The organism is Caballeronia sp. SL1002 (genome assembly GCF_057814995.1).
The window spans coordinates 135935-161888 of the sequence record NZ_JBYMUW010000001.1 but is presented as its reverse complement, the minus strand read 5'-3'; the positions used below and the strand labels follow the sequence as shown (position 1 = coordinate 161888).

Here is a 25954-nt window from a genome sequence, read left to right as displayed (position 1 = left end):
CATGAGGTGTAGGTGCGCATCGCGCCTCGTCCCTCCGTCGAATACTTTGGAATGAAAATGAAGAGTCTGACTATTCGGGCGCGGCTCGCGCTCACCATGAGCTTCCTGGGCGTGCTGCTTAGCTTATCTGTGGGGTTTGGTTTATATGGCATGGCGACGATCAAGGCGTCCGCGAGGGATGTGAGTCTAAGCACTTTGCCGTCCGTCAATGCCCTTGGTGTCGCGGATGTGTATTTGAATCGTGCGCGTGTGCTGCTCGACCGCTTCGCGCTCGACCGCGACGGCGCGGAATCGGCTGACTTACGCGTTCGTGCGGAAAAGGCCGTGGCCGATTCCGACGAGTGGTACAAGAAGTATGACGTCATCCCCCGTGGCGCGGATGAAGACGTCCTCGCTAAAGACGTGGTGGACAGCCGCGTCCAAATGCGCAAGGCACTCGAAGGATTCGGCGCCGCTATCGAAAAGCGCGATCAGTCCGAGGTCGTTCGCTATGCGCAGAAATATGTGCCCGATGCCTACAATCGCACGAGCGACGCATTCAAAAAGCTTAAGGAATTTCAGCTGACGGATGCAGCGCACCAAGACGAGGAAAACGACAACAGCTATGCGACTGTGCGTATCGTCGGCTTCATTTCGCTCTTCGTGGGTATTGCGGGTGCGGCGTTCGGATGGTTTTTTCTGCGTCGCGCGATCATGTCGCCGCTCGCTGATGCACTCGCGCATTTTGAGTATATCGCAGCAGGCGATCTGACGCGTACGGTCACGATCAAGACCCATGATGAAATGGGCCAGTTGCTCTCGGGCGTCGCCGCCATGAAGGAGAAGCTCGCGGCAACGGTAGGCTGCGTACGCACGAGCAGTGAAGCAATTGCTAGCGCGAGCAAGCAGATCGCGGCGGGCAACACTGATCTGTCATCGCGTACCGAACAGCAGGCCGCGTCGCTGCAGGAAACGGCCGCGAGCATGGAAGAACTCACCGCCACGGTCAAGCAAAACTCCGAGAATGCGATGCAGGCGAGCGGCCTCGCCGACAACGCGAACGCCGTCGCCAACGAAGGTGGCGCCATCGTTGGTAAGGTTGTCGAGACCATGGCGGGCATCGAGCAGAGTTCGGCCAAGATCGCGGAGATCATTGGCATGATCGAGAGCATCGCATTCCAGACCAACATTCTTGCGTTGAACGCCGCTGTCGAAGCGGCTCGCGCAGGTGAGCAAGGTCGCGGCTTTGCCGTTGTCGCCAGCGAAGTGCGCAGCCTCGCGCAGCGTTCGTCGAGTGCGGCGAAGGAGATCAAGGAGTTAATCGAGACGTCGGGTGACCGCGTGCAGGCGGGCTCGGAACTCGTTGCCTGCGCCGGGGAAACGATGCAGAAGGTTGGCACGGCAATTCAACGCGTGACCGACATCATGGGCGAAATCGCCTCGGCATCGCATGAGCAGACGCGCGGTATCGAGCAAGTGAATCAGGCCATCTCGCAGATGGACGAGGTCACACAGCAGAACGCGGCACTCGTCGAAGAGGCGGCGGCAGCAGCCGGATCGCTGGAAGATCAAGCTGAGCGATTGCGCACAACCGTCGCCGTGTTTCGCACTGGCCCAAAAGTCGTTGTTGCGACCGAGGCAAAAGCTGCCCTCCTGCACAGTACCACGCGCGCATCTAGTCGCACGATCGCGAAGGTACAAGCGCCGAAGGAATTCAAAACGCCTGCATCGGAGGTCGTTGGAGGGGACTGGGCAACGTTCTGAGCGAGTGATCAGGCAAAGGTCGCAGGCTCTACGTGAAAGCCGTTTGCATGCAATTCTGAATTGCATGCGACGTAGCCGTGATGTTACGGGTTAGGGAACGTCTGCATAAATCGCGCAAGAATTGAATTGTCAAATAGACTGATGACTGCGACGATTTGGGCATGGAACAAGCCAATCTAGGATTGGATTGACGACCAAACGTAAGCGGCTGGCGAAGGCATCTTGAACTGACGCAGTAGCCTGGGAGCATCGTATCCACCGATATGACTTTCCTGTAAGCGCGCGACTTCCCACACCTAGGTTGCGTTGTTGAGAAAGCTCACGATTGCGTCCGCAACCTCATTCTTGCGGACGCGATCCATGACAGAAGATGACCTCAGCTTTTTGCCCCTACGCGTGACGCGTGTCGGTGTCGGCGGCAAGCGAAGCTTCGATCCGACAAACAAACGATGTCACGGATCGCCGTATAGGAGCCAATTGATGATCGGCGCATAACGGCGACTCGAACGCCTCCTCAAAGCAGCAAAGTTGAAGAATCCTCAGGCATGCGTCGAAGACGTTAAATTCCGGCAGAGCCGTGGGATCGATCAACGAATGATCGCAATGCTGGCCGGCTGTGACTGGGTTCGTCACGCCCAGAACCTCATCCTGACCGGACCTACGGGAGCCGGCAAGACCTGGATTGCGTGTGCATTCGGACAGCAGGCGTGCCGGCAAGGCTTCTCCGTGTTCTATGTACGCGTTGGAGGCTTGTTCGAAGAGTTAAAGATCGCCCATGGCGACGGCAGTTTCAGCCGCCGCCTCGCCCAGCTCGCAAAGGTCGACGTGTTGCTACTTGACGATTGGGGATTGCAGGACCTGGACCAAGGTGCACGCAACGATTTGCTCGAAGTACTCGACGACCGCGTCGGCACACGCTCGACAGTCACCACCAGCCAATTGCCCCTGGAACACTGACATGCGTGGCTACAAGACCCGACCCTCGCTGACGCGATTCTCGATCGTCTTGTTCATCAGGCTCACAAACTTCCGCTCAAGAGCGAATCAATGCGAAAGACGAACATAAAGCACGATGCCAACCCAGCATCGTGATCGCCGCAGCTATAATATTTCAACCGCGCAACACCATCTTCTAGACTGATCACGTTCGCCGAAACGCCCGATCACCATCACCGAAACCCGCAGCTGCACCGCCTACGCTGGTTGGCTGAGTTCGGCATGGCCTACGCTCGACAGCGAAGCGAGGTCTTTGCTTCTCGACGTCGGCGCGCTTTTGCACGCCAATGCTTCGGCCTATGGCGATATCCCGGGCTCGATTCAGGGCATGCTTGAACACCTCTTCCTGCGAAATTTGAAGTGAGTGGCTTCCTTTACAGCAGATAGTGAGAGCGTCAGATGAACTTTCAGCTAAAGGATGTGTTGGAGACTGCCGGGCCGACCGCGAGCCTGGTCTTCGCAAGGCGGTCGCAAACCGTCACCTGACGGACAGGGCATGGCCGCGGCTCGTCTGCGAGAACTGGCGAATACAAGCATCCTTGCGTGACGGAACGTGATGGCGCTTTTGCCGGCGACACGACGAAAGGTCAACCTAACGGCTGCAGAATCTGTGGCCTCCCCCGTTCGGCTCGGACCCGCCCTCGACCGCAACATATGGCGCCGCGGGGCGGTTTTTTTTATTCCAGCAGACACTCGCGGTAGGCGAGGATTAGCGTTCGAATTCGCTGCCGGATATGAAACAAGATAAACTGAAACAGTCACGTTATTCGACACGGCTGAGTCCCAAGACCCACTGCCGAGTCCGCACACCAAAGAGGTAGAGGTCGACTTTCAACGAGGGACGGAATTTTCAAAAGGCGTTCGAGGAAACGATCGCGAACTTCATCGAGCGAGCTGGCGACACCCCGAAAAACCGGCGGACCGCAGCGGCCCCTTTTTGGGAGTTTGTCGAACAGCATCTGGCAGTGCCGGCCGTCCGGCTGAAGGTACGAATTTACAGGCGCTTTGGAGATTCACCGTTCCGTAACGAACTCAGCCGACTTTTCGGAATGGGAGAAATATCCATGCTCGTCGTCTGCTCGGACGAAGTGGTGCAAATGGCGATCGATGCCAAATGGCGCGATCCTGAGTTCAGCCGCGCGAAGCTGCACAAGCTGATCCGCGAGGCGCCCGGCGAGAAAGCCGCGAGATCCTCCAAGGCAAGAACATGAGTCGCTACGAAAACCACCAAGTCGAGGAAGCAATCAACTATTGGCGCACACGGCAACACGCAGGCGAGGACGCAGCGCTCTGTCCTCGTGCGCGTGTTCTCGCAAATGTGTACGGGAAGCTGATTTTCGAAGGCGCGGGAAGCGTCGATGCCCGGGGCCTATCGCCGGAGCAAAACGAAGCGCTTAACCTCGCGCTCTCGCAAGGTGAGCTGCCGCTCTAACATCCCGCGCCCGGGCGATGGTGAGTGGACGGCCGCTGGCCTTGACACACGCGTTTCCCCGGCACAATGGAGTTGCTCGCTGCCCGTCGAAGGGGCATTTAACCGAAAAGGAATTAAAAACAGATGCGGCGGCCGACTCAATCACAGGCGAAACTATTAGAGCAACTCGATTGTGGGTATTCGATTGAGGAAGTCGCGGCACGGTTGGGAAAGAGCGTCCTCGCTGCACGGCGTCAGGTCGCGCGGATTAAAAAGCGTGCGCGAAGGGAGATTCGCGCCCTCGCCTCTGCCTATCGAACGCGCCGCACGCGAACCGCGGATCTACCTCGCAGGCTTCGACGTGTTTCGGCTCGACGCAAATGAGCACGGCGAGCAGCTGAAGCAGCTCTGTCGGGAACGCGGTTTCGTTGGTCTCTATCCGCTTGATGGTGACGTGCCCGCTTCGCTCCGGCGCGAAGACGCGGCTCATTGGATCTACCGCGCTAACGTCGAGGCGATCCGGTCGGCCGATCTCGTCATGGCAAACATCAATGATTTTCGTGGTCCCGGTGAACCGGACAGCGGTACCGCCTTCGAAATAGGCTTCGCCGCCGCGCTTGGAAAGCCGGTATTTGGCTATCGGTCGAGCGCTGAACCGTTGATCGAGCGCGTTCCGCGGCAGCCGTCGGCGATCGGGCAGCCTTCGCTTTGCGCCGGCGGATATAAGATCGAAGACTTCGGCGCGAGTGTGAACCTGATGATTTCTGCTTCGACCAAGCTTATTTTCGGCGGTCCAGCTGAATGCCTTGATGCGATCAAGGCCGAGTGGGCGTCTAGAGGCCCCGCCTCTTTGGTGACAGATTTGGCGAAGCGGTAGCTTCGTGGGGATAGGGGATGCGCGATTTCAGTATATCGAGTTTTAGTGGATTGGACCTCTGGCTTACTGCCCCCGAGGACGCCTACTTCCAATGGCAACGCGTCGAAGCTACGGGTGCGGATCGGCGCGCATTTTCAGATCAGTCTGTCATCCAGCACTGCGACGATTACCTGATCGCCCACCGGTTGACCGTGGCCACCCACGTCGAGGGCTTCTTCGCAACGTCGGGACGAGACTGGGCGACTGGAACGACGACCCGCTTGCGCTACCTCAAGTTGATCGATCGACTCACGCGACATTTGATCGCGCTAAATCTGCGGAAGGACAATCCCGCCGAGCAGATGCTGGTGCGAGAAAGCTGGCCGGAGGATGAACCGATACCGATGTATCTGTCCGAGGCCGACGACTTGCGCCTGCAGGACTCGTTGCGCGCAATCGAGTACGAGTCGTTCAAGGCGCTGCGAAACGCCGCGATCGTCGCCCTCTTTCTGGCGTCAGGCATTACGGCGGCCGAACTCCGAACCGCGCAGGTCGATGACCTCGATGTCGGCGACGACCGCCCGACCATATACGTGCCGAAGCATGGGCCGCGCATAGCGCGCAGGGTTCCGATCGACGACTTCGCGGGAGCAACACTGCGCGCGTTTCACAGCGCCCGGCAAGAAATGCAATGTCCGACGAACTGGCTTTTTGTAGCGACCGCTGGCGGGAAACCGATGAAGCCTGACACGCTGGGAATCTGCGTCCGAGCGGCGCTTCACAGCGCCAATATCTCGGCCGCCGACGAAAGTCCACGATTGCTGCTTAACACGTATGCTCGCCGGCACCTCAATACGGGAAAGACCAACGAACAAGTTAGCAACCTGCTTGGCTTGTCGAGTCACCGTACAGCCACTCGCTTGCGGCAGACGATCGACGTCAGTTCAACATGAGACGATCACGTCCGCCTTCGGCCCAGACTGTGTCAAAACGCTTTTTGGAGCGCTAAGATTTGCCATCCGATAGCGAGGGATGAGAAAGATGAAGCGGTTCGTTCAAGGCGACAATCGTACGCAAAGCTTTCTCCTCCCTGAAGCGCTCGATGACTACGTGACCGACACAAATCCCGTGCGCGTAGTTGATGTCTTTGTCGATGAGCTTGATCTTCATAAGCTTGGCTTTGAAGGCGTCGAACCGGCGTTGACTGGTCGGCCGTCGTATCGCCCCGAGGTGATGCTCAAGATCTATATCTACGGTTACCTGAATCGTATCCAGTCGAGCCGCCGCCTTGAACGAGAGGCCCAGCGCAACGTCGAACTGATGTGGCTCACGGGCCGCCTGGCACCGGACTTCAAGACCATTGCGCGGTTCCGTAAAGACAACGGCAAAGCGATCCGTAATGTCTGCCGTCAGTTCGTCGTGCTGTGCCAGCGTCTGGACCTTTTCGCCGAAGCGATCGTTGCGATTGACGGCAGTAAGTTCAAGGCGGTAAACCACCGCGACCGTAACTTCACGAGCGCGAAGCCTGAACGACGCATGCGCGATATCGAGTCAAGTATCGCCCGCTATCTCGAGGCGATGGACACAGCGGATCGTCAGGAGCCTGCAATCGCAAAGGTCCGAACAGAGCGACTGCAGGACAAGATTGCCGCCTTGCAGGAACAGATGCGAGGCCTCAAGGAGATCGAAGTCCAACTCAACGCGGCACCTGACAAACAGGTATCACTCACGGATCCGGATGCCCGTTCGATGAAGACACGAGGAACGGGAGTCGTCGGCTACAACGTCCAGACTGCGGTCGACACGAAGCACCAACCTGATCGTCGCGCACGTCGTTACCAATGATGGTATCTATCGTGATCAGTTGACGTCGATGGCGAAGCTTGCCCGTACAGAGATGGCCGTCGACAAGCTCACCGCAGTTGCGGATCGGGGCTACTACAAGAGCGAGGAGATACTTGCATGCCATGAGGCCGGAATTAGCGTGTTCGTTCCGAAGTCGGTGACGTCGAGCGCAACGGCTAACGGCCGCTTCGGTAAGGATGACTTCATTTACAACGCACAGACGAACGAATATCGGTGCCCGGCAGGCGAGCGGCTCATCTGGCGATTCTCAACTGTTGAGCGTGGTCTGAAGATCAGTAAGTACTGGAGTTCGAATTGCCAGCAATGTTCGCTAAAACACGAATGCACGCCAGGTCCTCAACGCCGCGTCACACGCTGGGAACACGAAGCTGTTCTTGATGGGATGCAGGCGCGACTTGATCATGCCCCTGAGATGATGCGCATCCTGCGACAGACTGTCGAGCATCCCTTTGGCACAATCAAGGCATGGATGGGCGCCACTCATTTCCTGACACGGACCATCGAGCGCGTGAGCACGGAGATGAGCTTGCACGTGCTCGCGTACAACATGAAGCGAGTAATCAAGCTGCTGGGTTCAGAAACGACGATGACGGCGATGCGGGCCTGAGACCCGCATGGGGTCGTTGAGCCTTTGCGATGTGTTCGGCTGCGATTTGAAGTTCGAGTTGCCGCAATCGAAAAGCCGCGACCTGCGCCGAGACAGGTTTCGTCAATTCCCACTGGCCAGCCGTTTTGACACAGTCTGGGCCAGTTTCTGCCGCTTGCCAAAGTCACGGCGCGGCCACTCGAACGGCCGCTTTCGAGGATAGAACAGTCTCGAGAAGGACAACCCATGTATCTCCGAATGCAGTGATCGACAGAGCAGACTCGTTGATCACTGCCGCTCCATCGCGGGCGGTGAGACGGACGTCGTTCACTCGAATGTCGGCTGCCGTGGGTACAAGATAAGCTATCGCACCCTCGGACAACGTGTAATCAAGGCATTGCCCGGCATGCATGTTTGCAACCAAGAGACGGGCATCAACATCTATAGGCAGGGCGCCGGCGTCAATGTCCGCTGACGTGCCGCTCGCAGAGACATCGAAGCCTTCGACATGTCGATCCATATCGAAACAACGTTGCGCCCAACGTGGCTCACCGTCTAGCGTGCGCGGTGTCAGCCAGATCTGAAACAACTGCGTCGGCTCATCTCCCATGTTGCGCTCGGCATGTCGAATGCCAATGCCAGCGCTCATCACCTGCACATTGCCTGCTTCGATGCGGCCTGTGTTGCCGAAGCAGTCTTCGTGTGTGATGGCGCCCGAGCGCACGAAGGTGACGATCTCTACGTTCTCGTGCGCGTGCATGCCAAAGCCCGACTGCGCCGCGAACGTGTCATCGTTCCAGACGTAGAGCGGGCCTAACGGTGCATGTTCGGGCTGACCGATCTCGCCGAAGCGAAAATGCAGCCTCGCTTGAAGCCAGTCGCGCTCGATGCGGCCGAGCGTCTCAAATGGGCGATGCTCGATCATTTCGATCTCCATGTGCCGAATGAGGCAGCGCAGCCTGGCGCTGCCATCCCGAGCAGCAGGCTCAGACTTGAGCCTGACCGCCGTCGACGAACAACTCGGCGCCGTTCACGAAGCTCGCGTCGTCGGATGCCAAGAAGAGCGCTGCCGAAGCGATTTCGTTGGGATCGCCGACACGGCCCATCGGAATGCGCGACGCCAGATAATCCAGCAGACCTTGCTGCTGCGTGGCGTCCGGTCCGGCAAGCTCGACAAGGCCAGGCGTCTTCGTCGCGCCGGGGCTGATCGTGTTGACGCGGACGCCGCGGTCCTTCAGATCGAGAATCCAGCTACGTGCAAAGTTGCGAATAGCGGCCTTCGAGGCGGAATAGACGCTGAAGGCGGCCGTTCCTTCGATGGTCACAGTCGAGCCGGCGAGGATCACTGATGCGCCCCGCGACAGCAGCGGCAATGCCTTCTGAACCGTGAACAACGTGCCCTTCACGTTGCGATCGAAAGTGTCGTGATAGTGCGCTTCGGTGATTTCGCCAAGCGGCACCATCGAGCCGCCGCCAGCATTGGCGAACAGCACATCGAGGCGACCCTTCTCGCTGCGGATCTGCTCATACAGTGCGTCGAGTTGGTCGAGTTTCGACGAATCGACGCGTACGCCCGTCGCATTGCCGACTTCCAGGATGGCTGCATCGAGTTCAGCCTGACGGCGGCCGGTGATGTACACGTGCGCGCCTTCCGCCGCGAAGCGCTTGGCCGTTGCGAGGCCGATGCCGCTGGTGGCGCCGGTGACGAGAGCGATCTTTCCTTCGAGCTTACGTGCCATGGTGTTTCTCCTTGTTTGGTCGGTTGATGAGTCGTGAAGCGATGTGGGAAGAATATCGACGCATCGACCTTTTCGAAATAAAATCGTCTGCAAACTATCATTGCAAAACTGAAATGACGAAGTTTCCGGATTTCGAAGGGCTGGCGATGTTCGCCAAAGTGGCGGAAGAGGGATCGTTTGCCGCGGCAGCACGTGCGATGGGTGTGTCGGTCGCCACAGTCTCGCGCGGCGTGGCGAGACTCGAAGAGCGGCTTGGCGCGAGGCTCTTCAATCGGACGTCGCGCCAGCTAGCGCTCACGGAGTTCGGCGGAACGATCGCAGAGAAGGCCGGGGACATCTACCGGCAAGCAGAAGAGGCAGAAAACGCCGCGCGCGAGTTGTCGGTTCTGCCACGTGGTCTCGTGCGTCTGGCCGTGCCGATGTCGTTCGGCCTGCGCTGGGTCGCGCCGCTCTTGCCGGGCTTCTTCAAGGCCTATCCCGAGGTGTCGATCGACTTGCATCTATCGGACGCGACGATCGACATCGTGGCGCAAGGTTTCGATGCGGCGCTGAGAATCGCGGCGTTGCCGGATTCATCGCTCGTGGTGAAGCGCCTGTGCCCGGTCTCTCAACTGCTCGTCGCATCACCGAAGTACCTCGAGCAGCACGGTCGTCCCGCGCATCCTCGCGATCTCATCGACAGGCCATGTTTGTCTTACGCGTACCGTGCGCGCAGCGATGTCTGGCGTTTCGTCAACGATGCAGGCGAGGAGGAACCCGTTACGCCAGTAGGTCCGCTGCGGGTGACGAATTCCGATGCGCTGTTGCCCGCCTTGCTGGAAGGGCTGGCGATTTCGGAGTTGCCCGAGTTCATCGCCGGGGAGTATCTGGCAGACGGGCGGCTGGAATCGATTCTGACGGACTGGCATCTGACAAAAGGCGGCCTCTACTTCGTGACGCCGTCGGCGCGCTCGCGTCCGGCGAAAGTCACGGCGCTCTCGGACTACTTTGCACAGCATCTCTCCGAACCGGTGTGGCTGGGTACGAGGGCAAGCCCGCCGGCGTCGGCCGAATGATTTTTGGTCTCTTATATTGCACGGCTGCAACGATGGTTTGCAGAAGCAGCTATTTTTTGGCGTTGCGCGTTTTCGTATGCTTCGCACGTAGGTAAAAGCGCTGCGCCAACTGCCAAGATCGCAGACTGGGCTACGAAGACAGACGCCGGGTTCAAGACAGCCGGACATTGCCACTAACAACTCAAGAAGGAAATGACCATGCCCTACATCACCACGAACGACAACGTCGAGATTTTCTACAAGGACTGGGGCCCGAAAGACGCGCAGCCCATTGTCTTCCACCATGGCTGGCCGTTGTCGTCCGACGACTGGGATGTGCAAATGCTGTTTTTCGTTCAAAAGGGTTTTCGTGTAATCGCTCACGACCGACGCGGGCACGGTCGTTCGTCGCAAGTCTCTGAGGGGCATGATATGGACCACTACGCCGCGGATGCGTTTGCCGTGGCCGAGGCGCTCGACCTTCGCAATGCGGTGCACATCGGCCACTCGACGGGTGGCGGCGAAGTCGCGCGTTATGTGGCTAAACATGGCCAGCCTGCTGGTCGCGTGGCGAAAGCGGTGCTGGTGAGCGCCGTGCCGCCGCTCATGGTAAAGACGGATGCGAATCCGGAAGGTCTGCCGATCGAGGTCTTCGACGGGTTCCGCAAAGCACTCGCGGACAACCGTGCGCAGTTCTTTTTAGACGTACCGTCGGGTCCGTTCTACGGTTTTAACCGCCCTGATGCGACGGTCCACCAAGGCGTCATTCAAAATTGGTGGCGACAAGGCATGATGGGTAGTGCAAAGGCACATTACGAAGGCATCAAGGCCTTTTCCGAAACGGACCAGACAGAAGATCTTCGCGCCATCATCATACCCACGCTCGTTTTGCACGGTGAGGACGACCAGATCGTGCCAATCGGTGATTCGGCGAAGAAGTCGATTGAGTTACTTAAGAACGGCACTCTCAAGACATATCCCGGCTATTCGCACGGTATGCTGACCGTCAACGCGGACGTGTTGAACGCGGATCTGCTTGCTTTCGTGCGGGCGTAAGCCGATGCCCGCTTCACAGCACGGTCGTGAAGCGGGCTGCCTTCCGAAGTCGGCCATCAGCGGACGATCAACGTAACGGGCTAGATCATTGACAATCGCGGTTTCGAACAAGCGATGCCGCTGGCAAGCGCGGTTTGGCCCGATGTTCGCGCGACATTACTCTAGCGATTCTGGACCGGATTACGCCTGTCTTTCCTTGCGGCAAGAAGCCAATGCCAATTGCTTCTGATCCCATCTGATTTGTTGATCGCGAGTAAGGCCTGCCCCAAGTTGCGGCGAGAATGTGTCTTGCTTATCGAAACTCCGCAACGTGCTCTTCCATTCATGAAATTCCTATCGATATTGTCCTTTGTTTTCTTCTCAATGATATCGGGCATCGCTCACGCCGATCCCGGTGCGACACTGCCCGTGATAGTGCCCGTGCAAAGCTGCGACGAGCTCGCCGATACGCCGCTGCATGATGTCGTCGGCGCGGCGGTCAATCTCGCTACTAGACGCATATCGACTGCAAACGGCGAGTTTTGCGAAGTAAGCGGTACGATCGCGCCGGCGATCGGCTTCAAACTCGACCTGCCTGCATCGAAATGGACGCAACGCCTGCTGCAAACGGGCTGCGGCGGCTTGTGCGGGATTATCAACGCGACCATCGGCAACGCCGGCGAATGCAGGCCCGCGCTCGATGGTGAGTTTGCCGTCGCCGCGACGGACATGGGCCATTCCGGCGGCATGGGCAGCGCGAACGAAGGCGCATTCGCGAGCGATCCGCAAAAACGTATCGACTTCGCATATCGCGCGAATCACCTGACTGCGCTGGCCTCGAAAGCGCTGATTCGTGCGTTCTACGGCGTCCCGCCGCGCTATGCCTATTTCTCCGGCTGTTCCGACGGTGGTCGCGAAGCGCTAATGGAAGCGCAGCGTTATCCCGATGACTTCGACGGGATTTCTGCCGGCGCGCCCGCCATGCTGTTTGAGATCCAGAATTCGTTCTTCCATGCATGGACGATCGCAGCCAATCGAGGCAGCGACGGCAAGCCGATTCTCCTCGCCAGCAAGCTGTCTGTCCTGCACGATGCAGTCATTGCGCATTGCGACGAACTGGATGGCGTCAAGGACGGTCTGCTGAGCGATCCTCGCACGTGTCACGTCGAACCGGCATGGGTCGTATGCAAGGCCGGCGCATCCGATTTTTCCACATGCCTGACGCCGCAAGAATGGTCTGTTGTTCGGAAGATCTACGACGGCCCGACGGATGCCGAAGGCCATCGCTTTCTGCCCGGCGGTCTGGAGCCAGGTTCGGAGTCGATGTGGACGGCATTCATTCCGCGCGCAGAGGGCGACAGGATAATGTCCGCGCAACTGTTCGGCGGCATGGTGCCGGTAGTAAACGAAGCGGCGACGTCGAAGGTGTCGGACCCGGCGTCGTTCCCGTTCACGACTGCGCAGTTCGCCCGTATGCAGCAACTGCACCCCTTGAACGATGCCACCAACCCCGACCTCCGCGCATTCGCGGCGCACGGCGGCAAGCTGGTTATGTGGCATGGCTGGGCTGATTTCTCCATCCCACCGATGACATCCGTCGCGTACTATCGCGCCGTACAACAGCAAATAGGCGTGACCGCCACCGATCAATTCCTGCGGCTGTTCATGCTCCCTGGCGTCGGCCATTGCGGCGGCGGCAATGGCTTTGCTCAGGTCGATACCCTGACGCCACTGATGGCATGGGTCGAACACAAGCAAGCGCCGTTGCAACTGGTTGCGGATCGCGTCATCAGCCGTGCGTTTCCCTGGATGAACGCAGCCAGGCCCGCAAGCGGCTCACCGCCTGCAAACGGCCCCCAAGGCGGCAGCGACGGACGCGGCGGTGCCATGGGCATGCATTCGAACCTGCCGCCCGTTGCGATACCGAATCAGCCTGTGCTCGCTAGCCGTCCGATCTATCCGTTCCCGCTGATCGCACATCACCTCGACAGCGGTGATTCGAAGCTGGCGACAAGTTATGGTCCTGCGCCGAGCCCGGTTCCGGAACCGGCGACCATCGATTGGTACGGCGCGTTCATGTTTCGCCCTGGCTTCCAGAAACAATATGGAGTGCGCAGTGGCAAGCTCGCGCAACTCGCCGACTGAGCCTTCAACATGCATGCCTGGCTCGATGCGCATTTCGGCGAAATGGTAGCCTTGAGCACGCTACTGCATCTCAGCGGAGCGACCATCCGGCAACCGAATTGAATTGCTGTTGGATTCGGTTTGCCAGGCTGACTTGGCGTGAGGCACACCGATCGACAGATGATGGCAAAAGAGCCATTAGGGCGCCGGTCCGGGACGGCAGCAATGGGTCGCCTCCATCCGAAGCGCGAACGCAGGCAGTCGCTGAATCGGTATTCAAGTCGCATCAGGCACTCAACGGTCGTGAAGGGAAGTTCGGAGCGGTGTTTAATTCTTTGAAGCCAGCCCGAACGGATCAACGGCCCACATTTCGCCTGCCCGGAGATGGGGCCGTGACTGCGCGAGCCATTCTTTAAGCGACGTCAGACTAACGCCGTGCTTGTCTGCGCCGCCGAACGACTCCGAAACAAACGGCGCACTATCTTCAGGGCGTCGCACGACCTGAACAATGTGGGTAATCCCGCGAATACGAGGATGGTTTTCCGCCCATGAGGGCTCTCCAATTTTCAGCCCGATCGTGGCGTAGCGCGGAAGACTGGATTCCGTGATATCGCTCCCTTCGAGGACAAAGCCTGTCCGGGTCTCGATTTCCTGGATGATCCGATCCGACCAGCCATGTAGGGCATCGATGTCATCAGAACCAAATACCGCGCGGCCCGCGGCTTGATTTTCTTCTTGCATTGCCTTTGTGAGGAGCAATCTGGTCCATCCCGAGCAGTCGATGACCGGCGGTCAGCCAATAGGCCTTTCGACTTCGTGCCGCGCTGGTAGCCGACTCGGCCTGTATAGGTTCGCACGAGTTCCCACATCGTTCTCTCAGCTATCTCGAATTGCATGGCACCCCCGATTACTGCGGTTCCCGCCTATTATCGCTTCATCAGCGAACCGCCACTCCAATGGCCGCTATCGGGTGAGTTGACGGTCCGCTGTGGGTCGGACACGGACGTTCGCCGCGCGGACGCAGCGCTCGATCGGTTATTCGAACGGTGAACTCCGGAAACCGGCCATGAGTGGCCCTCGAACCCTATGGGCGAGCGCCTGCTAAACAGTGAAGAACCGCCACTCGGCAGAGGGGCCCAACCACACGTCGGACGAGCCAGCTCCGATTTCAGTTGCTGTGTGCGGACAATTGGATTCGCTGATGACATGGCCGTTCGTCCTGCCGAGACAACTTCAGGTCGGACAATCCCCTTTCCGTGCCTCTCGCCTGGACATAAGCGGCTGCATTGCCGCTCAAGGATTTTACGCGTTCGCCGTAAACGTCATTGAGAGAATGGCAAAAAGCATTTCACACGGAAAATGAGGTCATTGCTCCCACCGCGAATGCTCACACTTGGGAGCTTAGAGATAGTTGCAGCGCTGGAAGACATCCGCAGTAAGCAAAACTTCCGTAGCGAATCCGTTCGAAAGACCGCGAGGGAATGTAGCGATTGTCGTGAAGAACCAGAGAAAAGAAGTTTGAGCTCGGCGGCCGGTGACGGCCTGTCAGATGAGATTCACGACGAGGGGAGAGAAAATGCATTTATCTAAACTGGTCATCAAGAATTTTCGCAAGCTGAAATGCGCGGAGCTGGCCTTCCAAGCCGGCCTAAACGTCTTGGTCGGCGGAAACAACGTCGGTAAGACAGCAGTGGTCGACGCCTTGCGCGCGCTGCTGGCCGGGCATGACGAACCTTATCCGCGCCTCGGCGAAGAAGATGTGCACCGTCCCCCCGGTGGTACGCCCTCCGGCGACATCCTGTTGGAGTACGTGTTCAGCGGGCTCAGCCTTGACGACGAAGCGGACTTTCTAGCCGCGCTGGTGCCCGGCACGGCCGGCCGCTTGGAAGCACATATCAAAATTCGCTACGCGGACGCCGACAAGGCTGGCCGCCTGCGCGCCACGCGGTGGTGCGGTGAGCACGAAGACGTCGGCCTGACGGCCGACATGATGGAAAACCTTCGGGGCGTATACCTGCCGCCACTTCGCGACGCCTCGCAAAGCCTGAGGCCGGGGAGAACCAGCCAGCTCGCGCGACTGCTACAGTTACTGGCGGACGAGACAGGTATAGATGGCATTAACAAGGCGCTCCAGGAACTCGACGGCAAACTGAAGGCGCACCTCCCCATCCTCAACACGCATCACGCCATCAACACCCGGCACAAGACTATGCTGGGACCGCAACTCGCGCAGCTGCTGGAGGTCGGCCTGAGCGCCAGCGACTTTAAGAGCCTGAAGTCCCGGCTGTCGCTTTTGGTGGATGCCTTCGAGATTGAGCAGAACGGGGTAGGCTTCAATAACCTGATCTATATGGCAGTCGTGCTGAGCGAGCTGACCAAGAACCCGGACTCTTGCTATCGGGGTCTGATCGTCGAGGAGCCCGAGGCGCATCTTCATCCCCAACTCCAGGCCGTGCTGTTGCAATACCTGCAGTCCATCCAGGCTGTCGAAGGCGAGAAGCCCGTCCAGCTCTTTGTGACGAGCCATTCGCCGAATTTCGCCAGCATCGCCGACCTGAACAGCCTAGTATGCCTAGTCGACACAGGTGTTGCAGTCGAGACCTTCCTCCCGCGCAATGTCGTCTTCGAGAAGGGTAAGCGCGAGAAGCTGGAGCGCTACCTCGACGTCACGCGTGCCGAACTCTTCTTTGCTCGCCGCGTGATCTTCGTTGAGGGCGCGGCGGAGCTGATGATGGTGAACGCGCTGGCGCAGCGCATCGGCTGCGACCTGCGCCAACACGGAGTGAGCCTGATCAGCGTTGAGGGTCTGAACTTCGACTCGTTTCTTCCCCTCTTTGGAGACGACGCGCTGAAAATTCCGGTGGCGATTCTCACCGACGCCGACCCGGTGCCGCCTGAGGCTGGATTACCCGTCGCGGCGGGAGAGGTGGCCGTGGCGGACACGCAACCGTCATGGCCGACCGCCGCATCCGTCGGCGCGGCAACCGACGAGTCGGTAGACGAAAGCGAGGACGATGATCCGGAGCCGGTGTATCCGGCGCCCGGCGACGTCGTCACTGTGTCGCCCAATACCGCCAAGATGAAGGACCGTGAGGACGTGCATGTGAGGGTGTTCCACGGCCTCAAGACGTTCGAGTACGACCTAGCGCTGGAGCCGGACAATCGCCCGGCCATGCTCAAGGCGTTGGCCGAGTTGCATCCAAGAATCGCAAAGTCGCTGACAGTCACCGTCGATGCAGAAGTTGGCGACGCGGCCAAGGCTAAGGCACTTTTCTGCGGTATGTTCGAACGCCCGAAGAACAACGTTCAGAAAGGCAGCTTCGCCCAAGCGCTGGCCCAGGTCATTTCGGATGACGAGGTGGCCTTCACCGTGCCGTCCTACATCCGGGCGGCCATTCAGCACGCTTGCAAAATTTCGGAGGTCCCGAGGCCGTGAGCGAGCTTACGCCAGAGCAGCAGGAGGTCGTCGACGCGCCGATGGTACCGCTGTGCGTCATCGCCTGCGCCGGCAGCGGTAAGACCAAGACGGCCGTGCACCGCCTCGTGCGAATGCGCTGCAATCTCGGCGAGGCCCGCGGCCGCGTGGCGCTGCTCTCTTTCTCCAACGTCGCCGTCGATACCTTCCGTAAAACCTATGACGACTTTGCGAGCGGACTTCCGTCGAGCGCAGGCCGGTCGAGGGTCGACATCGACACATTGGACGGCTTCATCACTGCCAACATCATCCGCGCTCACGGCCATCGGACTATGAAGTCCGCGCGGGGGGCATTCTTAGTGACGGGCAGCGAATCCTTCCTAGAGGGGTTCAGGTTTTCGACCTCCTCCTTTCCTCAGCCGATCACGGCGTTGCGCTTGGCATTCGTGGACGGCGACGAGGTGTTCTTCCACGTCTATAACGACCAGGTCGAATTGGTGGACACGGCAACGGCGCGCAACTTGATTTCGAAGTTGGGCAGTACCGGCGCCTACACGCATGACCTGGGACGGTATTGGGCATACCGGGCGCTGAAAGATCGGCCCGAGTTCCTCGCCGCCTTAGTACGCAGATACCCACACATTCTGATCGACGAGGCGCAGGACATCGGATCGGTGCACCAGGCCATCCTCGAGCTACTCATCGGCGCCGGCTCATACGTGACGCTTATCGGTGATCCCAACCAAGGCATCTACGAGTTCGCGGGCGCCGACGGTAAATTCCTGGCCGATTACCACCAACGGACCGGCGTCAAGCAATACTCACTTCAACGGAACTTCCGGTCGGCCCCCAGCATCGTTGATCTTGCCAACGGTCTGTGCGGACGTAGCGATGTCGCGGACCGAGCTGCGCCCAGCACGCCGCATGGCGCCTTCTTCATCGGCTACAAGCGGCACGAGCACCCACAACTCCTCACCGCTTTTCAGGGCGCGATGTCTGCCCTTGGCGCGGACATCACGCACTCAGCCGTCCTCTGCAGGGGAAGAGGTCTCGCTGATACGTTACGTGGTGACGAAGCGCCGGCCGGCCAAGGCTTGGTCAAGGCTTTCGCAGCTGCTGCCGTGTTGCGTGACCGGCGAAAGGACTTCCTGAAGGCGTTTCAGCGCGTAACGATCGCTGTGGTAGCGCTGCTGGACAATCCGCCCCATGGACTGGTAAGTCAAATCACGCAACCTTCCAGTCATGCGGTGGACCGAGAACTCCGCAAGGCACTCTGGGCATTTACGCGCCACGCAACCACTGGCCTCCCCTCCTCGTCGCTGGTCGCCGACACCCAGTGGCACTCGTTGCTGCTGGCCCGCATCAAGGTCTTGCTGACCAGCCTGGATTCAAAGTTCGGCCTTAAGCCGACCGACAACATCGGCCGCAAGCTGTCTAAGAAGGCTCTGCCGAACGCTCCGCTCGCAAGCGCTGAGGACCTCACACACAGCAGCGTCGCGACGTTGCGGATCGACACCGTTCACAAAGCCAAGGGAGAAAGCCTAGACGCCGTGCTGTACATAACCCTAAAGGAGCATGCGCAGGCACTGTTAGACGGTGTCAGCACGGAGGTTGGTCGAATTGGTTACGTTGCGACGACCCGGGCCCGAGATCTGCTGTGGGTCGCTGTGCCGCACAGTGCCTTGAGGGAACTAAGGCCAACGCTGCTCGCCAAGGGTTTCAAAGAAGTGGGCATCGCCGGGGCGCCGATCCCGAGATCTAAGGCCGAGGTTAGTACGCATGTAGGGATCGTGTCCGTCGTCGGCACAACGCCCGTCATGTCGAGCGAAACTCAAACACATGATCCAGCCTCTGTGTCCGACGTCAGTTTCTGAAGAGGGAAAGCGGCGCCTTGAAACAGTCCGGATACTCACTGACCGTGGACATTGAACCAAACGCCTCCGTTGTCGACCGTCAACCATGAGATGGACGGCTGACGAAACCGACTCTTGTCGTGACAAGAGCTGACGTGAGCAACGTGCTTCGGTCGGGCGATAGCCCCTGCGTGAGGCACGACCCGGGCAGTGCGGTCTGTCGATCCTCACTTTCCAACGCGCGTTTCCCGGCGCAATCTTTTTTGCTCAAACGCGTGCAAGGCGATTCGCTCACGATTTACATATGGCCGTACGAAATGAGATCTCACCGAATGAATATATCGGACGACAACCGCCTTCGAGGCATCAAAGGCTTCAATGTACTGTCTGCCACGGAGAAAACGAGACACAAAGGTAGTGGCGCACCCAAAAAGGCGTCGACACACAGGATCCTGATTGATATTGCGAGCGTAGCTGCACTGCTTACGCTGGTGCTCTGCGAATTTATGTTTCCGCTCGCAGACAAGGAGTTTGCTGATCAGACTTCAACACTCGTAGTCGAACTCGCCGCTTTGGGAGGACGTTCCCGAGACGCGATGGACAAGTTTGACGCGTCGCTGGCCGAATTCAAGAAGGCGTCGTATGGGCAGAACCGTAGCATCGGCGATCTCGGATTCGATATCGACCAGATACTCGCGCACGAGGTTCAATATCTCTCGTACTACCTTCCGGCAGGAATGGTCCTCGCGGATGAGCTCGGACGCCTCAGGTTGCTGGATAGTCGGACTGCAGAGTGGGAGAAGGCCGAGGAAGGCAAGCAAATCATCGCTGCACTCGCGCAGATTAAGTTGCTGGAGCCAAAGCTAAACCAGTGCTTCCAGGGTGCTCAAGCGGAGCAACGGAAGATTGACGCATCTTTGCTCGAAGGTCCCAATGAAAAGACCCGCGTCGACTTGTCCGTTTCGACGATAACTGCCATCGGAGACTTGCTGAAGAGTAAAAGCGGGCGCTGGCTCAAGTGTCGAAACGATCTTGTAGACTTTGATCATCAGCTTGTGAAGGTTACGGCGAACTACTCATTTGTTGTGGAGCAACTGGAAAAGCGCTCCACTTTCGAAAAATATGTGAGGCTGGCGCTTAAGGGCCTTGCCACGGTGATTCTAGCGATATGCGGTGCCACGTATCGCAATAGATGGCTAAAGGCAGCGACGGCGTCGCTCGGCGGCGGCTAAGCGTACTAATGAAGGGCAGACGTCCAGAAGAAGTTGATTCAACTTGTAGAGACGATGACTGGCGCGTTGGTTCTCGCCTCATTGCTTGGCAATAGATGTCGCCAACGTCAGCCTGTTTTCATAGACGAGCATCATAGGAACTTTGCTGCGAAGTCCGTTTTTCTGAACGAAGCGGGCATGTACCCGTTCACTCCGAAGGACCGATTCGGGTCGAAATGCGACCCCGATGGCTACCCTCCCCGCTGACTTGACTTGTTCTCGCGCTCAATAGACTGGGTCGTGCGTCGAAAATCGATTCTGCGCGCAACGTCGAGGGTTGGCATGGTCTACCAAGGCAGCTTCAAAGACATCATTTATCCGGAATCGACTCGGGGGCCGCGCGTTACGCGATACCGTGTTGTGCTCACCGCAGAGCCGACGCATGCGGTCTTTGCAGTCATCCAGTTTCTGCAAGACGACTTGGCGCACGCATATCACTCGCCGCTTGAATCGGTCCTGGATCTACTGCTCGACCCAATCGTAGAGCGAGAGTTGATGGGGATCCGTCTCGACCGCATCACACTCGTCGTTCAGACCGGACCGAAGCTGCTGCAATACCCGATCAACTTCAACGCCGTCGAATTTCAAAAACGCGGCAACCCGGTATCGTTCACAGGTACGGGGATGAAAAAGGCGATCCACATCCGCTCTCATGACGTCGTCGGTGGTTCGGTCGGATTCTTTGTTGATCGCGAAGGCGTCCGCGAGGTTGATGAGGCGCTCGCCGAAATCCTTCGGTAAGCGCTCCGGCTCGACGGCGGCCGTCGAGCCGGCCGTAACAACAAGGCGCGAAATGTCGGCACGTTATGCAGTTGGGCGTTGGGAGTCCCTGTGGGCGAGCGAACCCTATGTGAGCCTGCCGCGCGTCAATCAAGATGAGAGGCGCATTGACTGAGGTTTTTTGTTACTGGGCGAGAGTCGTTGCCTCATGTAATTTGCTACCCGTCAGAATGCAGGCGGGAGCGACTTATGACGGCGGCTCAGCATGACAACACGACAGGAATTGACTGAAGCAGTCGGCGAGCGGTATCGCCGTTCTGACCGGAAAGAGAAACGCGACATACTCGACGAATTCGTTGAGTTGACGGGTTACCATCGCAAGCATGCGATCCGTGTGCTGTGCCGGGAGCTGCGGCCACCAAAGGTGAAACCCGGCCCCCAGCGACGCTATGACGATGAGGTGCGTGCCGCGCTGATCACCCTATGGGAGGCCGCTGACCGGATCTGCGGCAAACGGCTGAAAGCCCTCATCCCGACGCTGATCGACTCGATGACACGGTATGGCCACCTGTCCTATCGAAGAGCGTCCACCAGCGGCTCAAGCAAATCAGCGCCGCCACCATTGACCGGCTGCTGCACGACGTGCGCGAGCAGGCTTTCGGTGGCCAACACCGGCGCGCCAGTGGAGTCGGCAGTGCCATTCGCCGCGCCGTGCCAATCCGGACCTTCTCGGACTGGAACGATCCGCTGCCCGGTTATTTCGAGATCGATTTCGTTCAGCATTGCGGTGGCGGGAAAGTTGACGGCGACCTCGTGCACACGCTTGTGATGACGGATATCGCGACGGGATGGACCGAATGTCTGGCCATGCCGTTTCGCAGTGGTGCATTTGTTCTGGAGCATGTCGAGCAGGCCAGCCGTGCGTTGCCGTTTCCTCTGCGTGGTCTGGATTGCGACAACGATACCGCCTTTATGAACGAGACGGTGTTTGACTTCTGCAAAGCAACGGGTATCGAGCTTACGCGGTCGCGTGCCTACAAGAAGAACGACCAGGCGTGGGTCGAGCAGAAGAATGGCGCTATCGTTCGCCGCCTGGTCGGCTACGGAAGACTGCAAGGTCTGGAGGCTACGGAAATTCTTGCCTCCCTTTACCAGGTTTCGCGGCTCTACATCAACTTCTTCCAACCGTCGTTCAAGCTGAAATCCAAGACACGTCACGGCGCGAAGGTGATGAAGCACTATGAATCACCCTTGACTCCGCTCGAGCGCGTCCTGCGATCGGCCTCAGTGCCGGAGGCGATCAAACGCAAACTGCGAACTCGATTCAGGTCGCTCGATCCGCTGGAACTGTTGTGCCGGATGCGTGAAGCACAGCAGCACGTTGCGAACTGCAGTGAATGCGGCACTCCACCGGCCGAGACAGAGAGCCATGACCGTGTCGGCCTGGCGGAATTCCTGATCAGCCTCGGAACAGCGTGGCAGGACGGTGAGGTAAGACCAACCCATCACAGAAAGGCCAGCGTGCCCCACACGTGGCGCAGCCGGCAAGATCCGTTTGAGCACACATGGCCGACGATCCAGCAATGGCTCGAATCCGAACCCGGCATCACTGCTAGGAAACTGCACGAGCGCCTCGTCGCGCTGGCACCCGCGATGTATTCCAGTGCTCAGCTACGCACCCTGCAGCGCCGCGTGAAAGTATGGAGATCGAACCGTGCACGAGAACTGGTGACCCGGATACTGGGCGACTCCGATGCGATGAAGGCTGGCGCCGCTACGCAGCGCCAGCCTTCATCGCAAAACAATCGGAAAACGACAATTAGGCCGGAGTAACATCTTCCCGTGAGGCAACACGGCCTCTCATCCAGACTGTCGCGCCACAGTGAGCCACCGGATCGTCTTGGATCTAACGACCAAGACTGTTTTGACGGGCCAGGACAGACGGTATAAGCGTTGGACTCCGATCCTGCTTGAGCATGTTGCCTACATGCAGCAAATACTCAAAGAAACGTTCCCGAACATTTTCGAGAATCCGGGCAATTTCGAATTCGCGACGTGCGAAACCTTCCCCGACTGGGTTTCGCAAGCGTGGGAATGGCCACGCGACGATGACGCGACGAGGAGATACGCGCTGCCAGCCGCCCGCCCCCCCGATCCATGGCAACGGCGCTGATTCAAGTTTTCAGGAAAGGAGCCGTTACCCCCGAGATGGATTCGCACACGAAAAAATTAATTGCGGCCGGCAATGCACTTCAGCTCGCGATGCTGTCGACCGACCGCGTGACGGCCGAAGCTGAGTGGGAAAAGATACGCATATGCTACGGTCTCGACGCGTCATCGAAACATGCACGGCACGCTTGGCAAGTGAGCAACGCGGTCGCGAATTACCCTGCGTTGCAGCACCTATTCCTCCACTTCGAGCTGTATGTCATCGAAATGAAAAGGCCGTCGGCGCGGCAGAAAGCGGAGCTTATTGAAGCGAAGCGCCGGAATCCCGACTTTGGCTTGCCCGAGATCCTGAGTTTCTTCGGACCGCTCGAACGATGAACTAATTCGTCTTCTTCGTTTTTCCGATCAACCGGTCGAGCCGCTCAAGTGCGTCCACAATTGCCCCGAAACGCACTTCTCTCAACTGCCGGTCGTGTTCGTTGACGACATCGAGCAGCGGTTGAAGAAGTTCGTCTGGGAAGTTCCACCCGTTGCCAGCGCCGTTGCGGTCCAGTTCCGCAAGCACGTCCGCTTCAACCTTTCGGATGGCCTGAAGGTCAAGTAGACCGTGCCCCTTCTCCGTTAGAAAGCTTGTCAAGAGAACGGATTGCGCCATGCAAATGGCGTCGGCTCGGCTGCCGCGTTGGTTGCGAATCGCTTCAAATGACAATCGGAACTGCAACGCCATTGCCTCAGCGTCGGCTCGCGGCATCGGCAATAGCAACGCCTTACTCCCGCGACCGTGCGATACCTTTCGAGGCGCTCGTCGCTTCTTCGTAGTGGGCATTCTCAAGGCTCATAGAAAGCCCAATTTTACATTTTCCACAAACGCACGGTCGTGCTTATCTGCGCCATGCCAGCGGTGTTGGGGTCGTTGCCCCGGGGCAACGACCCCGATATTTGCCGAGATGTTCGGCGGGACTGCCTAGAAACGTTCCGACGAGTTCAAAAATCTGGGCTAGAATACTGTACATATATACAGTTCCTCGGGGCAATGCCGTGTCCTCACCTGCACCGGAAACAATCCACGCGTCGCTCTGGCGAGGCACGCAGCTAGCGTCCGCGCGAACAAACGTCGTCCCGTGCGGCTTCCAAAATCTCGCGGCCGAACTGCCGGGCGGCGGTTGGCCAAAGAGCGCGCTGACCGACCTGATGGTTAGCCAGCCTGGGATCGGAGAAATGCGCCTTTTGCTGCCGGCATTACGTGCGGTCGCTCGTCGCCCGATCGGGTTACTACAAGCGCCGCACCGATTTCATCCGGAAGCGGCGGCGTATTGGGGACTGCCGGAGACGGCAATCAACGTCATTCGAGCGACGAAGACGGCCGACGCGCTCTGGTCTGCGGAGCAGATCTTGCGGGCGGGTAGTTTCGGCGCGCTGATCTTTTGGCAAACCCACGTGCGGCCGGAGTCGCTACGGCGACTACACCTCGCCGCGCAGACTTCGGAAACGCTGTTTTTCATGGTGCGTCCGTTGGCGAATGCGAGCGACACGTCGCCCGCCCCGCTTCGTCTGGCGGTGCGCCCGGGTCGCGACAGCGTCGCGGTTGAGTTCGTTAAACGCCGTGGCCCCGCTCGCGACGAACCGTTGATTGTCCAACTCTCTCATTCGCCCATCCTGTTGAGTCGTCATGCAAGTCTGGATCGGCGTGTACCTGCCGCACCTCAGCCGCGAAGTTTTCCGGCCGAACTGGTCTCCTGATACCGGGGAAGGACTCGTCGTGCTCGATCACGAACGGGTCATTTCCTTCGACCAGCCCGCGCACGACGCGGGCGTTCGTGCAGGAATGCGGCGTGGTGGCGTTCTGACGCTGGCCTCCGACGCGAAGCTCCATGAGCGTGACGAGCTCCGCGAGCAACAGGCCGTGTCAGATGTGGCCACCGCTCTGATGCAGTTCAGCCCGCAGGTCGCGATCGCCGAGGAGCAAACCGTCCTTGTCGACGTGTCGGCCAGCCTCCGTTTGTTTGGCGGCATTCGGTCAATCCTCCGCCTGATCCGAGACGCCCTTGCGGCATTTGGCTTCACCGTCCAAACCAGCACTGCTCCAACCGGGCAGGCTGCATGGTTGATGGCACGATATCGCGGCGGCCAGCGGCTTTCGATTGCGTCGTTTGAACGGCAACTACGACGTCTGCCGGCGCTCTTGGTGCCGGAGGCGCGGCGCTTTGCTGACTGGTTCAACGGGCTGGGATGTGAATCCATTGCGGATCTGCGTCGCCTACCGCGCGCGGGTCTCAAAAAGCGATGCGGCACGGCGCTGCTCGATACCCTCGATCGTGCCGTTGGGGAGGCTCCAGAGTTGTTCGAATGGGTTCAGACACCACCGTCGTTCAAAGCGCGGCTCGAATTGCCAGACCGGGTCGAGCACGCCGAGGCCGTCCTTTTCGCCGCCCGCCGTCTGATCGTGCAGCTCACCGGATGGCTTGCGAGCAAACAACTGGCGCTCACACGCTTCACAGTACAACTCGAACACGAACGGGGTCGCGCGGCGCTGCCGCCGACTGCGATCGAGATCGCACTTGCTGAGCCGACATGGCACGAAGAACACCTGACCCGGCTGCTCAAAGAGCGCCTTGGCAGGATCGAACTGGTCGCCGCTGTCATCGCGTTACGGCTCGAAGTCAACGAGGTGGAAGCCGCCGCTCCGCCGTCCGACACCCTCTTTCCGGAGCCGGGAGGCAATGCCGAAGACCACAACCGGCTGATGGAACTGTTGGTCGCCCGGCTCGGCCCCGAGAACGTATTGCGCGCCGCGCCGATTGCCGACCACCGGCCGGAAGTGATTGCGAACTGGGTGCCCGTCACCAGTGACGTCAAGGGCTGCGCCTTGCCGAGCGATCGTCCGCGGCCGGCATGGCTACTGGAGGCGCCCGTCCAATTGATGACGCGCCAGCACCGCCCGTTCTACGGCAGCCCCCTGCGCACGGTGTCGCCGGGCGAACGCGTCGAATGCGGCTGGTGGGATGGCGAACTCGTAACGCGGGACTACTTCGTCGGCGAGGCGGACGACCGTACCTGCTATTGGATTTACCGAGAACGTGTTGGCAGCCGGGACGAAGAAGAACCGCGATGGTTTCTGCATGGGCTGTTCGGATAG

20 protein-coding genes and 2 pseudogenes are annotated in these 25954 nt (G+C 59.1%); 18 read left to right on the top strand and 4 right to left on the bottom strand.

Annotated features, from left to right (window positions below):
• Window positions 1–51: 51 nt before the first annotated feature.
• From AC3D25_RS00780 to AC3D25_RS00750, 7 genes and pseudogenes are all read left to right on the top strand, one after another.
• Window positions 52–1743, top strand: coding sequence for a methyl-accepting chemotaxis protein (locus tag AC3D25_RS00780; RefSeq protein WP_488886621.1), 1692 nt, complete (start codon window positions 52–54; stop codon window positions 1741–1743).
• A 495-nt stretch (window positions 1744–2238) separates the two neighbouring features.
• Window positions 2239–2835 (top strand): annotated as a pseudogene (gene istB / locus AC3D25_RS00775) (IS21-like element helper ATPase IstB); the annotation flags it as partial.
• 953 nt (window positions 2836–3788) lie between these two features.
• Entirely contained in the window at window positions 3789–3950 is a 162-nt protein-coding gene (locus AC3D25_RS00770; protein WP_488886620.1) for a hypothetical protein, read from the top strand.
• Window positions 3947–4171 (top strand): DUF3717 domain-containing protein, encoded by a 225-nt coding sequence (locus AC3D25_RS00765; protein WP_488886619.1) that lies wholly within the window; start codon window positions 3947–3949, stop codon window positions 4169–4171. The genes AC3D25_RS00770 and AC3D25_RS00765 overlap by 4 nt, the downstream gene beginning before the upstream one ends.
• A gap of 256 nt (window positions 4172–4427) precedes the next feature.
• Window positions 4428–5027: a nucleoside 2-deoxyribosyltransferase gene (locus AC3D25_RS00760; RefSeq protein WP_488886618.1), complete on the top strand. Its 600-nt coding sequence runs from the start codon at window positions 4428–4430 to the stop codon at window positions 5025–5027.
• Between the two features lie 50 nt (window positions 5028–5077).
• On the top strand, window positions 5078–5959 hold the full coding sequence (locus AC3D25_RS00755) for a tyrosine-type recombinase/integrase (protein ID WP_488886617.1): 882 nt from the start codon (window positions 5078–5080) through the stop codon (window positions 5957–5959).
• Window positions 5960–6047: 88 nt separating this feature from the next.
• Window positions 6048–7479, top strand: a pseudogene (locus tag AC3D25_RS00750) (IS1182 family transposase).
• 163 nt (window positions 7480–7642) lie between these two features.
• On the opposite strand, the gene AC3D25_RS00745 reads toward AC3D25_RS00750, so the two are convergent.
• Both AC3D25_RS00745 and AC3D25_RS00740 read right to left on the bottom strand, forming a co-directional pair.
• Window positions 7643–8383 (bottom strand): pirin family protein, encoded by a 741-nt coding sequence (locus AC3D25_RS00745; RefSeq protein WP_488886616.1) that lies wholly within the window; start codon window positions 8381–8383, stop codon window positions 7643–7645.
• Between the two features lie 61 nt (window positions 8384–8444).
• A complete protein-coding gene (locus tag AC3D25_RS00740; protein WP_488886615.1) occupies window positions 8445–9197 on the bottom strand; it encodes an SDR family NAD(P)-dependent oxidoreductase in 753 nt (250 codons plus the stop codon).
• Between the two features lie 113 nt (window positions 9198–9310).
• On the opposite strand from AC3D25_RS00740, the gene AC3D25_RS00735 reads away from it, so the two are divergent.
• The 3 genes from AC3D25_RS00735 (at window position 9311) to AC3D25_RS00725 (ending at window position 13411) form a co-directional block, all read left to right on the top strand.
• Window positions 9311–10252, top strand: a complete 942-nt coding sequence (locus AC3D25_RS00735) for a LysR family transcriptional regulator (protein WP_488886614.1) — start codon at window positions 9311–9313, stop codon at window positions 10250–10252.
• Window positions 10253–10450: 198 nt separating this feature from the next.
• Window positions 10451–11287, top strand: coding sequence for an alpha/beta fold hydrolase (locus AC3D25_RS00730; RefSeq protein ID WP_488886613.1), 837 nt, complete (start codon window positions 10451–10453; stop codon window positions 11285–11287).
• 219 nt (window positions 11288–11506) lie between these two features.
• Window positions 11507–13411 carry a tannase/feruloyl esterase family alpha/beta hydrolase gene (locus AC3D25_RS00725; RefSeq protein ID WP_488886612.1) on the top strand — a complete coding sequence of 635 codons (1905 nt, stop codon included), beginning with the start codon at window positions 11507–11509 and terminating at the stop codon, window positions 13409–13411.
• Between the two features lie 306 nt (window positions 13412–13717).
• On the opposite strand, the gene AC3D25_RS00720 is transcribed toward AC3D25_RS00725, so the two are convergent.
• A complete protein-coding gene (locus tag AC3D25_RS00720; RefSeq protein WP_488886611.1) occupies window positions 13718–14131 on the bottom strand; it encodes a hypothetical protein in 414 nt (137 codons plus the stop codon).
• Window positions 14132–14966: 835 nt separating this feature from the next.
• Here AC3D25_RS00720 and AC3D25_RS00715 point away from each other — a divergent pair.
• The 6 genes from AC3D25_RS00715 to AC3D25_RS00690 all read left to right on the top strand — a co-directional run bounded on the left by AC3D25_RS00715 (window position 14967) and on the right by AC3D25_RS00690 (window position 23196).
• Window positions 14967–16826: an ATP-dependent nuclease gene (locus AC3D25_RS00715; RefSeq protein WP_488886610.1), complete on the top strand. Its 1860-nt coding sequence runs from the start codon at window positions 14967–14969 to the stop codon at window positions 16824–16826.
• Window positions 16823–18679, top strand: coding sequence for a UvrD-helicase domain-containing protein (locus AC3D25_RS00710; RefSeq protein ID WP_488886609.1), 1857 nt, complete (start codon window positions 16823–16825; stop codon window positions 18677–18679). The genes AC3D25_RS00715 and AC3D25_RS00710 overlap by 4 nt, the downstream gene beginning before the upstream one ends.
• Window positions 18680–18990: 311 nt before the next feature.
• Window positions 18991–19890 (top strand): hypothetical protein, encoded by a 900-nt coding sequence (locus AC3D25_RS00705; RefSeq protein WP_488886608.1) that lies wholly within the window; start codon window positions 18991–18993, stop codon window positions 19888–19890.
• A gap of 321 nt (window positions 19891–20211) precedes the next feature.
• Window positions 20212–20670 (top strand): hypothetical protein, encoded by a 459-nt coding sequence (locus tag AC3D25_RS00700; protein ID WP_488886607.1) that lies wholly within the window; start codon window positions 20212–20214, stop codon window positions 20668–20670.
• A gap of 621 nt (window positions 20671–21291) precedes the next feature.
• Window positions 21292–22482 (top strand): integrase catalytic domain-containing protein, encoded by a 1191-nt coding sequence (locus AC3D25_RS00695; RefSeq protein WP_488886606.1) that lies wholly within the window; start codon window positions 21292–21294, stop codon window positions 22480–22482.
• Window positions 22483–22806: 324 nt separating this feature from the next.
• Window positions 22807–23196 carry a hypothetical protein gene (locus tag AC3D25_RS00690; protein ID WP_488886605.1) on the top strand — a complete coding sequence of 130 codons (390 nt, stop codon included), beginning with the start codon at window positions 22807–22809 and terminating at the stop codon, window positions 23194–23196.
• Between the two features lies 1 nt (window position 23197).
• Here the strand turns inward: AC3D25_RS00690 and AC3D25_RS00685 are convergent, their stop codons facing one another.
• The gene (locus tag AC3D25_RS00685; RefSeq protein WP_488886604.1) at window positions 23198–23581 is read right to left on the bottom strand and encodes a Fis family transcriptional regulator; all 384 of its coding nucleotides are present in this window, start codon (window positions 23579–23581) and stop codon (window positions 23198–23200) included.
• Window positions 23582–23856: 275 nt separating this feature from the next.
• Between AC3D25_RS00685 and imuA the strand changes: the two genes are divergently transcribed.
• Window positions 23857–24558 carry a translesion DNA synthesis-associated protein ImuA gene (gene imuA / locus AC3D25_RS00680; RefSeq protein ID WP_488886603.1) on the top strand — a complete coding sequence of 234 codons (702 nt, stop codon included), beginning with the start codon at window positions 23857–23859 and terminating at the stop codon, window positions 24556–24558.
• Window positions 24488–25954 (top strand): Y-family DNA polymerase, encoded by a 1467-nt coding sequence (locus AC3D25_RS00675; protein ID WP_488886602.1) that lies wholly within the window; start codon window positions 24488–24490, stop codon window positions 25952–25954. The genes imuA and AC3D25_RS00675 overlap by 71 nt, the downstream gene beginning before the upstream one ends.

Bases quoted from the DNA above. Each gene is read 5' to 3' on its own strand.
- AC3D25_RS00745 (WP_488886616.1), bottom strand. From the start codon at position 8,383: ATGATCGAGCATCGCCCATTTGAGACGCTCGGCCGCATCGAGCGCGAC.
- AC3D25_RS00765 (WP_488886619.1), top strand. From the start codon at position 3,947: ATGAGTCGCTACGAAAACCACCAAGTCGAGGAAGCAATCAACTATTGG.
- AC3D25_RS00675 (WP_488886602.1), top strand. From the start codon at position 24,488: ATGCAAGTCTGGATCGGCGTGTACCTGCCGCACCTCAGCCGCGAAGTT.
- AC3D25_RS00700 (WP_488886607.1), top strand. From the start codon at position 20,212: ATGGTCTACCAAGGCAGCTTCAAAGACATCATTTATCCGGAATCGACT.
- AC3D25_RS00690 (WP_488886605.1), top strand. From the start codon at position 22,807: ATGGCAACGGCGCTGATTCAAGTTTTCAGGAAAGGAGCCGTTACCCCC.
- AC3D25_RS00735 (WP_488886614.1), top strand. From the start codon at position 9,311: ATGACGAAGTTTCCGGATTTCGAAGGGCTGGCGATGTTCGCCAAAGTG.
- AC3D25_RS00780 (WP_488886621.1), top strand. From the start codon at position 52: ATGAAAATGAAGAGTCTGACTATTCGGGCGCGGCTCGCGCTCACCATG.
- AC3D25_RS00730 (WP_488886613.1), top strand. From the start codon at position 10,451: ATGCCCTACATCACCACGAACGACAACGTCGAGATTTTCTACAAGGAC.
- AC3D25_RS00715 (WP_488886610.1), top strand. From the start codon at position 14,967: ATGCATTTATCTAAACTGGTCATCAAGAATTTTCGCAAGCTGAAATGC.
- AC3D25_RS00770 (WP_488886620.1), top strand. From the start codon at position 3,789: ATGGGAGAAATATCCATGCTCGTCGTCTGCTCGGACGAAGTGGTGCAA.
- AC3D25_RS00705 (WP_488886608.1), top strand. From the start codon at position 18,991: ATGAATATATCGGACGACAACCGCCTTCGAGGCATCAAAGGCTTCAAT.
- AC3D25_RS00740 (WP_488886615.1), bottom strand. From the start codon at position 9,197: ATGGCACGTAAGCTCGAAGGAAAGATCGCTCTCGTCACCGGCGCCACC.
- AC3D25_RS00720 (WP_488886611.1), bottom strand. From the start codon at position 14,131: ATGCAAGAAGAAAATCAAGCCGCGGGCCGCGCGGTATTTGGTTCTGAT.